The organism is Microcoleus sp. N9_A1 (assembly GCF_036701795.1).
GTDB lineage: Bacteria > Cyanobacteriota > Cyanobacteriia > Cyanobacteriales > Microcoleaceae > Microcoleus.
In genome coordinates this window covers 1-9,597 of the sequence record NZ_JAUBRI010000121.1, presented here as the reverse complement: position 1 = coordinate 9,597, position 9,597 = coordinate 1, and the positions used below count along the sequence as shown (strand labels likewise).

7 protein-coding genes and 2 pseudogenes are annotated in these 9,597 nt (G+C 41.2%); 8 read left to right on the top strand and 1 reads right to left on the bottom strand.

The genetic code is table 11. The features are described from left to right. The first annotated feature begins 79 nt into the window (after positions 1 to 79). From QUA58_RS29830 to QUA58_RS29795, 8 genes and pseudogenes are all read left to right on the top strand, one after another. Positions 80 to 1,003, top strand: coding sequence for a GNAT family N-acetyltransferase (locus tag QUA58_RS29830; protein ID WP_333397727.1), 924 nt, complete (start codon positions 80 to 82; stop codon positions 1,001 to 1,003). Positions 1,004 to 1,162: 159 nt separating this feature from the next. Then, complete coding sequence (locus tag QUA58_RS29825) at positions 1,163 to 3,409, top strand: TOMM precursor leader peptide-binding protein (protein ID WP_333397725.1); 2,247 nt, start codon at positions 1,163 to 1,165, stop codon at positions 3,407 to 3,409. Between the two features lie 40 nt (positions 3,410 to 3,449). Then, a complete protein-coding gene (locus QUA58_RS29820) occupies positions 3,450 to 3,686 on the top strand; it encodes a hypothetical protein (protein WP_333397723.1) in 237 nt (78 codons plus the stop codon). 3 nt (positions 3,687 to 3,689) lie between these two features. Next, positions 3,690 to 4,217 (top strand): aspartyl/asparaginyl beta-hydroxylase domain-containing protein, encoded by a 528-nt coding sequence (locus QUA58_RS29815; RefSeq protein WP_333397729.1) that lies wholly within the window; start codon positions 3,690 to 3,692, stop codon positions 4,215 to 4,217. Positions 4,218 to 4,258: 41 nt separating this feature from the next. Next, entirely contained in the window at positions 4,259 to 5,665 is a 1,407-nt protein-coding gene (locus tag QUA58_RS29810; protein WP_333397721.1) for an FAD-dependent monooxygenase, read from the top strand. A 75-nt stretch (positions 5,666 to 5,740) separates the two neighbouring features. Next, positions 5,741 to 6,737: pseudogene (locus tag QUA58_RS29805) on the top strand (IS630 family transposase). Between the two features lie 383 nt (positions 6,738 to 7,120). Further along, positions 7,121 to 7,315, top strand: a pseudogene (locus tag QUA58_RS29800) (hypothetical protein); the annotation flags it as partial. Continuing rightward, on the top strand, positions 7,307 to 8,443 hold the full coding sequence (locus tag QUA58_RS29795) for a SagB family peptide dehydrogenase (RefSeq protein ID WP_333309904.1): 1,137 nt from the start codon (positions 7,307 to 7,309) through the stop codon (positions 8,441 to 8,443). The pseudogene QUA58_RS29800 and the gene QUA58_RS29795, both read left to right, overlap by 9 nt. An 85-nt stretch (positions 8,444 to 8,528) precedes the next feature. Here the strand turns inward: QUA58_RS29795 and QUA58_RS29790 are convergent, their stop codons facing one another. Then, the gene (locus QUA58_RS29790) at positions 8,529 to 9,473 is read right to left on the bottom strand and encodes an AraC family transcriptional regulator (protein WP_333254078.1); all 945 of its coding nucleotides are present in this window, start codon (positions 9,471 to 9,473) and stop codon (positions 8,529 to 8,531) included. Between the last annotated feature and the right edge of the window lie 124 nt (positions 9,474 to 9,597).

The window sequence follows — 9,597 nt, the reverse complement described above, 5'->3', positions numbered from 1 at the left end:
TTAACTGCTTATCAATCCATTCAACAAGCTCTCTCTATTGATGGCTCCCTTTTTTCCCCTAGTTGAGCAATTACGAAAAATGTACGATTACATAGTTTTAGATAGCCTGAATGCTTCCACTTACAAGCATTTAACTTATCCTTGGTTTCAAGAACGTCTAGATAGGCTTTCATCACAGAATCTCACAAATATTGCTCTCGGTGTAGCACTTCAAGGACAGCCAGTTGGATTAGTTTTAGCTGAATATCCAACAAATCAGAATCAAGCCAACATTTTATCGCTCATCGTAGCTCAAGAGCATCGCCAACAGGGACTTGGTACTGCGCTACTAATGCAGATTGAAGAAATACTAAAAAAACATGGCTGTCAACAACTCAATCTTTTATACAGTCTGAATCTTACGACTCCAATTCTGGAACGTATGCTTAAGCAACAAAACTGGGAAACTGCATCTTTTTATAGTTTGCAGTGTCTAACGAACCGAGAAAGTATTAAGCAGGCTCCTTTTTTAAATCGGTATGTTCTCCCCAATAAATTTACTATTTTCCCCTGGGTTGATTTAACAGCTCAAGAGCGAACGAAAATCAAACAGCGAGAGAATGGACTGAATTATCCTGATGAACTTTGTCCCTTTCAAGACCGGATTGAAGCTGTTTATAGTATTGGTTTGCGCGACGACCTGGAAGAGGTAATTGGTTGGAGTATTGTACAACAAATGCCAAATGGTGCAATTTATAAAGCACTGTTTATTAAACCAGACTTTCGAGCTATGGGTCTAGGAATTCATTTGCTTGCAGCATCAATTAATCGCCGACTTACGGATAAAAAAGGGACAGAGGCAATGTTTATTGTATTAGCAGAAAATAAAATAATGGTGAGATTTGTGAATCGCCACCTTGCTCCTTATTTAACTTCCATTAATAGCTTTTGGAAGTCTTCTAAGTTAATGGCATCATCAACATCGATAGAACAAAATCAAATTCTCTCTCATAGTATAAGTTAGGCAATGCTTAACAGAATGCAGCAACTTTTACAGTCCTGGAAGCACTCCTACCAAAGAAACCGGGTTTTTTTACGAAAAGACGCGTTGCAGCCACAAATTCGGTAAAAAACCCGGTTTCTGGGCCCCCATACGTAAGTCCTATTTTATTTACCTAAAACAATGCTGAACAAACCTGTTTTTAAACCCCACTTCCATGTTGAAGTTATCGAGCCAAGTAGCGTCTATCTACTTAGCGAACACGAACATCATGCTCTTAGCGGTCGCCTCTATACGTTGCTTGCTCCCTTGCTTAACGGTGAGCATAATGTCGATGACATTGTGCGGCACTTAGAAGCTGAAGTATCAATGCTTGGCGTTTACAATGCCCTTACCCGTTTGGAGAGTCAGGGTTATCTAGCGGAAGCAGAACCGATAATACCACCGCCACAAGCGGCATTTTGGAGTTTGCTGGATACTGATTCGGCAACAGCTCTAAATAAGCTAAAAAATACAAGAGTAAGTGTAGTATCTTTTGGTCAAGTTGAGACAAAAGAATTTATTTCTGCTTTGAAGTCATTAAATATAACTGTTGACGAACAAGCCGATCTAAGCCAGACGGATTTAACAATTGTTTTAACCGATGATTACTTACAAGTTGGTTTAAGTGAATTCAATCAAGCAGCCGAAGCACGCCAAAAACCTTGGTTATTAGTGAAACCTGTGGGTACGGTAATTTGGCTGGGGCCGCTATTTGTCCCATCTCATACGGGATGTTGGGAATGTCTTGCTCAACGGTTGCAGGGAAACCGAACTGTTGAAACAAGTATCGCCAAACAAAAAGGAATGACTGAATCCTTTTTAACCTCTCGTGCAGTGCTTCCGGTAAGCTTGCAGATGGGTATCAACTGGGCAGCTATGGAAACTGCAAAACAGTTAGTTCTAGCAACACCTTCACAGTTAGAAGGTAAACTATTTACCTTCGATACCATGCAGCTATCGATCGAGCAGCATATTCTTGTTAAACGTCCGCAATGTCAAGTATGTGGGGTTTTTAACCAAGCAGATAAACCGCAGCCGATCGCACTTCAAATTCAGAAAAAACTATTCACTTCTGATGGAGGACATCGCAGCGTTTCTCCTGAAGAAACTTTCAATAAATATTCCCATCATATTAGTCCTATTTTGGGAGTAGTAAATGCTTTTAATAAACTCATAAGTGATAATATTTTGCTTCATGTTTATACAGCAAACTATCTAGATAGTCGAAGCAATAACTGTTTAGTAAACCTACGCCAAAATTTAAGAGCCAACAGTGCTGGCAAAGGTAAAACTGACAGCCAATCTAGAGCAAGTTGTCTTGGTGAAGCGCTGGAAAGATACTCTGGTGTTTTTACCGGAGATGAGTATCGGATTAAAGGAACTTATGCTCAACTAGAATCTATCGCAATTCATCCTAACGACTTTGCTCTGTATAGCGATTCCCAATATCAAAAACGGGAAAAATGGAACGTTCAGCATGGAGATTTTGCTTGGGTTCCTGAAGTATTCGATCGAGACAAAGAAATAGATTGGACACCTATGTGGTCGCTAACTGAGCAACAATTGAAATATTTGCCCACTGCTTACTGTTACTACCGTTATCCACTTGTAGATGGTCATCGTTTTTGTATCGGAGATTTTAATGGCAACGCAGCAGGCAATAGTTTAGAGGAAGCAATTCTCCAAGGATTCAGGGAATTGGTGGAAAGAGATTGTGTAGCCCTGTGGTGGTACAACCGCATCCAGCGCCCTGCTGTGGATTTAGATAGTTTTGATGAACCCTATCTGCAAGCCTTGCGAGATTATTACCAAAGTCAGAATTATCAACTTTGGGTTCTCGATATTACTAGCGATTTCAATATTCCGTCTTTTGCTGCCATAGTTCGACGCGACAACCAAACTTCAGAATCGAGCGCACTTGGTTTTGGGACTCATTTTGACCCTAAAATTGCGATCCTCCGAGCAGTTACTGAGCTAAATCAATTCATGGCAGTTTTGTCGCAGCATCACACCGAAAAAGAGTTTGATAACCCAGATTCGGAATACTGGTATAAAGAAGCCACATTAGCAAATCAGCCTTATCTCGTTCCCGATCGCAGTGTGAAGCCGAAAGTCTATGCTGATTACCCAAAATATGACAGCAGGGATCTAAAACAAGATGTGATTGCCTGTGTGGAAATTGCTGCTAGTCGTGGTTTAGAAACCCTAGTTCTCGACCAAACTCGTCCAGATATAGGATTGAGCGTTGTCAAGGTGATTGTTCCTGGATTGCGGCATTTCTGGGATCGGTTTGCGGCGGGGCGACTCTATGATGTTCCGGTGCAAATGGGCTGGCTATCAGTGCCACTGACAGAAGAGCAGCTTAACCCAATTCCCATGTTTTTTTAACCCGGCTTTTTTAAGCTTTATCAAGAAAAGGAGAATTAATATGCGGAAGATTTATCAAGCTTTTAGCCAGATGATTAAAAAGTTTAACTTCTTAATTGTGATGACAACATGTGCATCTTTTGAAAAATTAATTGCTCGTTTTTCTTTGGTGGGACATCCCAATATTTTTACTAATCAGGAATTTGACTGGGTAGAAACCTTAGAAGCTAACTGGTCAAGAATTAGACAAGAACTCGATGAAATTCTGAAACATAGGGAGGAGTTACCAAATTTTTAAGATATATCTCCCGAACAATATGCAATTACTCAGGACGATCGCTGGAAAACATATTTTTTATATGGCTATCGTTTCAAAGCTGAACAAAATTGTGCCAGATGTCCTGAAACTACCAACATAATTGAACAAATTCCCGGAATTACAACAGCTTTTTTTTCAATTCTCTCGCCTCACAAACACATCCCAAAGCATCGTGGATATTACAAAGGCGTGATTCGTTGTCATTTAGGACTAATTATTCCTCAACCTTTTTTCAAATGTAGAATGCGCGTTGGTAACGATGTGGCATTTTGGCAAGAAGGCAAGGCTTTAATATTTGATGATTGTTATCAGCATGAAGTTTGGAACGATACAGATGGGATTCGGGTTGTGTTGTTTTTTGATGTACTCAGACCATTGCCATTTCCTTTGTCAGTAATTAATCAGTATTTGATTAGTTTTATTGCTAACTCCAGCTTGGTAAAAAATGGTCTCAAGAACCAGCATGAATGGGATAAACGTTTGGAAAAGACTTTTTTTAAAATATTGTAGACCGATCGGGAGAATTAACTAAAACGAGGAATTTAGAAATTATGTCTAAGTTTGAAAAACGACAACAAGCTGTTAGCAACGGCAGTCATGGTTTAGTGATTGGCAGTGGCATTGCGGGATTGCTGGCAGCCAGAGTGTTGCTCAACCATTTTGCATTTGTCACTGTAGTTGAGCGTGATTCCTTGCCAGGAAAGCTTGGGGCGCGATCGGGAGTGCCTCAAACAGTACATTCTCATGGACTGCTGAAACGAGGTAATAACATCCTAGAGCAGCTTTTTCCTGGATTGGAAGCAGAATTAGTGGGTGCTGGTGCAATTTTGACCGATCAAATTTCAGACACTTTAACTCTGATCCAAGGGGATGCTTTTCCTCGTTGTGCTTCAGATTTAATTGTTCCTAGTTGCAGTCGCAGTCTTTTAGAGTGGTCAATTCGTAGTCGTTTGCTCAAATGCGATCGCCTACAATTTCTAGATGCTACTCAGGTAAAAAAACTGTTAACTGACGAAACTAAGTCTAGAATTACGGGGGTGCAATTACTCGATCGCGATACCTTGCAGTTGGGAGAATTAACTGCCGATTTAGTTGTCGATGCTAGCGGACGACAATCTCATGCGCCCAAGTGGTTGGAGGAATTAAGCTATCCGACTCCTGCTGAAACCAAAGTTAACGCCTTTTTAGGCTATACAACTCGCTGGTACGATCGCCCTCAGCATTTGGATGCAGATTGGAAAACGCTGCTGGTGATGTCCAAATCCCCCCGTGAATCGCGTAGCGGCGTACTGGCGGCGATGGAAGGGAACCGCTGGGTGCTGAGTCTTTATGGTTTTAATCGAGATTATCCGCCGACGGATGAAGAGGGTTTTCTAGAATTTGCTCGATCGTTATCCAATCTTGCCCTCTACAAAGCCGTCAAAGATGCCAAGCCTGTTTCTCCCATCTACAGCTTCCGCAACACAGAAAATCGGTTGCGCCACTACGAAAAGTTGAAACTACCAGAGGGGTTTGCAGTCATGGGAGATGCCGTCTTTGCCTTGAATCCTTTTTATGGTCAGGGCATGACTACTGCTGCTATCGGTGCTATAGAGTTGGATCGGTGTCTCGATCGGCAATTTCGCTCTCGAACCGATTTAACAGGATTGAGCGATCGCTTTCAACAGCAACTTGCCCAAAGTTTACAAGCTGCTTGGATGATGGCGACAAATCGCGATCGAGTTTGGTTGTCACCCGTGGATGCAACAACGACAGGTAAAAAGCTCAATTGGATCGATCGGCTTTCCAAGCAATATTGGCAGGAAGTTGAAGCGTTATTGAAGAGCAGTCCTGAGAGTTACCGAAGCTTAATGGAAATTCGCCACATGGTTAAGACTCCCACTGCCATGTTTAATCTGAAGTTCGCCTCCAATGTGGCAAAACAGGTTTGGAACAGAAAGATCGCTAATTATAAGTAGCTCAACAAAATTAATTACACAAATCAACTAATATGATATACTGAAAATATCAAGTTGTATTCAAAGAAATTTTATATGTTTTTACTTCGAGATATCAATCCACTTTCCTTGAAATTGCTAAACCGAATTTATCGCGAAAGCAGACATCATCAAGTGCGTCAAAGAGCACAATTTTTAATTTTGGTTTCACAAAATATCAAAAATGAAAATTTGATGAAGATCTTTAAAGTTAGTTATAAGACCATGTATAACTGGTTGAATTGATGGGAAAATGAGGGAATGCTTGGATTATATAATAAACCAGGTAGAGGCAGAAAAGAAACATTTAATTCCGCACAATCAGATCAAATTAAGGACTGGGTAAAATTACAACCAAAACAATTAAAGCAAGTAGTACAAAAAATTAAAGAAGAATGGTGTATTAATACAAGTACGGAAACAATTAAGAGAATAATTAAAAAAAAATATGAGTTAGCATAGGATGCGTCGAGGTGTTGGCGGCAAGCCAGACCCCATAGAATACAAGGGAAAAAAAGAAAAATTGTCAGAATTAAAACAATTAGAAGATGAGGGAAAAATTGATTTATACTATTTGGATGAATCCGGATTTTGTGGCATTCCTTGTGTCCCTTATGGATGGCAAGATATTGGTGAATATTTGTCAATTGATAGTCGTAGAACTAAGCGTTTAAATGTCTTGGGAATCATGAATCGGCAAAACACTCTTCATGCTTATGTTTCAGAGCAGACTATTAATTATGATGTAATCATAGCCTGCATAGATACTTTCTTTGCTGTGGTGGAGCGGCCAACAGTTATTGTAGTAGATCAAGCTTCTATTCATACTCTTCATGCCATTTTCGAGAAAATTGAAGAATGGAAAAAACGCGGTTTAACTATATTTGAATTGCCGACTTATTCACCTGAATTGAATTTAATTGAGATTTTGTGGCGGTTTATAAAATATCAATGGCTCGAAATAGATGCCTACTCTAGCTGGCAATCTCTTGTTTCATCTGTAGAAAAAATTTTTAAAGAATTTGGAGATAATTATGTAATTAATTTTGCTTAACTACTTAATCATGCCATCTCGACGGAGCGATCGCTAACGCCGCCCTCATAGCAGTATTTTCAGGAATGACTAGCCAGCAATCGCAACAATTCACCTTACCAAGTAAAAAGGGTCTGGCATCCCCGGCTTTTAGGCGGATTATTTTTACGGCGAGGTTTAAATCGCAAGTCCTATGTACAGACGTTCACAGCAGTTCGTCTCTACTGTCAACTGTCTACTGTCAATTATCAACTGTTTCACCACATCAGCGCGATGCACTACCCCTTATCTGGAATTATCCTCACATTTAACAGTGATGTCTCTGTTCTTCAAAATGAAGATGAACAAATTGTTCTGGCATCTCCACATCACAAGTTAACCTTTAAAGCAGTACAACCAGGGCTAAAAAAGCATTGTTTGCACTGGCAGATAATGGTGCAACCTTGGAGACAATCAACAACTGGTTACAACAAGACCGGGGAGACTTTATAGTTCTCAACTTTTATCAGTACCTGCAAAGATTTACTCATTTTGGTTGGCTGTGTCATTCTGTTGCTACAGAAGAATGTTGCATCGCTACAGCTAAACCAATGACTAGAGATTGTCAGTTTATTCCACGGATGGCTGTTTTAGATCGCCAGTATATACTGTCAAATTTTGCCTATATTCATCAACTTAAAGGACATATACTCTTAGAGTCACCCTTGTCAAAAATGGCGGTTCATCTATTAAATTGGCAAGCAATGGCTATCATCGGTTTACTAGCTCATCCTTGTAAGTGCAGTGAAATAGAAACAGAAATTAAGGCAATTAATCTCAATACAATTCAGGAATTTATTAGTTTACTTTTGAGTACGCAAATGCTGTGTGAAGTGTCTGAATATGGCACTATTTCAGAACAAGCCGATGTCACCCTAGCTCAATGGGAATTCCACGACTTACTGTTTCATGCTCGCAGTCGTAGCGGCAGACATTCTAATCCGGTTGGTGGAACTTACCGTTTTTTAGGTCAGATCGATCCTCTGCCAGCCCTGCATCCTCGGACAGCCGAGAAAACCATAAAACTAGATCAACCAAATTTAGATAATCTCATAACTTCAGATATTTCTTTCACTCAGATTTTGGAAAGTAGAATCTCGATTCGAGAATATGGAGAATTGCCAATAACTGCTCAACAGTTAGGAGAATTTCTCTATCGTTGCGCCCGAATCAAAAACCAGATCCAAACCGACCAGGGCGAACTTCTCAGTCGTCCTTATCCTAGTGGTGGAGCTATATATGAACTCGAACTTTATCCTGTTGTCGATCGCTGCCAAGATATTTGGCCTGGTTTGTATTACTATCAGCCACAAGCTCATGAATTGTCTTGTATTTCCGGCGAAACCGAAGCTGTGGAAGCTTTACTGAAGGATGCTGGTATGGCAATGGGACAAGGCAAACCTCAAGTCCTAATTGTGATTACCGCTCGTTTCCAACGTTTAGCTTGGAAGTATGAATCTATAGCCTACGCACTCATGCTGAAACACGTTGGTGCTTTATACCAAACTATGTATTTAGTAGCAACAGCTATGAATCTTGCTCCTTGCGGGATTGGGAGTGGTGACTCCGAGCTATTTGCTCAAGCAGTAGGATGCAATTATTACGCTGAGACATCTGTTGGAGAATTTGTGCTTGGTAGTCGGAAAGAGAATGATGCCGTGGAAGTTGATGGTCGATCGACTCTATGAATGCCTGAATATTCAAGGAGCAACTGGCTTGAGGGCGCTCAAAAGTCACTATTAAAAGATAGATAAATCGGTTAAATATCTATGCTCAACCCATGCGTAAACGCTCAATATCTTTAATCGGTGGCGCACCGAACATCCGAGAATATTCGCGGCTAAACTGTGAGGGACTTTCATAACCCACCTGATAGGCTGCATTGGAAGCATCGGAGTTTTCGGCAAGCATCAGGCGACGCGCTTCCAATAGTCTTAATTGCTTTTGATATTGAAGCGGACTCATTGATGTCACTGCTTTGAAATGGTGATGGAAAGATGAAGCAGACATACTCGCTTTACCTGCCAAATCCTCAACCCGCATCGGTTGTGCAAAATCAGTCTTAATCTGTTCAAGCACCTCGGCAATCCGCTGCATATTGCTCCCCGATGTTGCTATTTGGCGGACAGCTTCGCCTTGTTCACCCATTAAAAGACGATAATAGATTTCGCGGATAATCATCGGTGCCAGCATCGGGATATGCTGCGGCGTATCCAAAAGTCGTGTCAGTCTGAGGGCGCAGTCGAGTAACGGTGCATCGGCGGTGCTGACAAACAAACCTCTGACAGAGTTTTCTTTCTTATTCGCACTTGGACTGGTTTGGGCAGTGATAATATCGCAGAGTTGGCGAGGGTCTAAATTCAGCTTGAATCCTAAATACGGCTTGTCGGGAGTGGCCTCTACAACAAATCCGCTCAGAGGCAAATCAACCGATATCACAAGATATTGAGCCTCGCCATAACGATAGGTTTCCTCACCCAGCAACGCTTCTTTTTTGCCCTGAACGATGATGCCGAGAATAGGTTGATAGACACCGTGCAGTGCGGCGGCAACTGAAGATTCTCGCGTAAATTCCAGCTTATCTATAGCTGTTTTATGAAAACCGTTCCCCTTGCCTTCAGTGTGCCGAGTTACTAATGCCGCCAATTCTTTACATTGATTAGCGATCCTCTTGGAGGGCTTCGCTAACGCATCTTGGTTTATTACCTGGTTGAGCATTTCAATCGCCCTGCTAGTTTTTTGATTGATTTAACCATTTCCTTTTGCTCATAAAAATTAATACGGGATGTGGGAAACTCAGTGGCTTCAGCCCTGAGAGGGAAACGGCTCGGGGACTTCAGTC

Coding starts and splice junctions, on each gene's coding strand:
- QUA58_RS29830 (WP_333397727.1), top strand. CDS start 80: ATGTACGATTACATAGTTTTAGATAGCCTGAATGCTTCCACTTACAAG.
- QUA58_RS29795 (WP_333309904.1), top strand. CDS start 7,307: ATGACTAGAGATTGTCAGTTTATTCCACGGATGGCTGTTTTAGATCGC.
- QUA58_RS29810 (WP_333397721.1), top strand. CDS start 4,259: ATGTCTAAGTTTGAAAAACGACAACAAGCTGTTAGCAACGGCAGTCAT.
- QUA58_RS29790 (WP_333254078.1), bottom strand. CDS start 9,473: ATGCTCAACCAGGTAATAAACCAAGATGCGTTAGCGAAGCCCTCCAAG.
- QUA58_RS29825 (WP_333397725.1), top strand. CDS start 1,163: ATGCTGAACAAACCTGTTTTTAAACCCCACTTCCATGTTGAAGTTATC.
- QUA58_RS29820 (WP_333397723.1), top strand. CDS start 3,450: ATGCGGAAGATTTATCAAGCTTTTAGCCAGATGATTAAAAAGTTTAAC.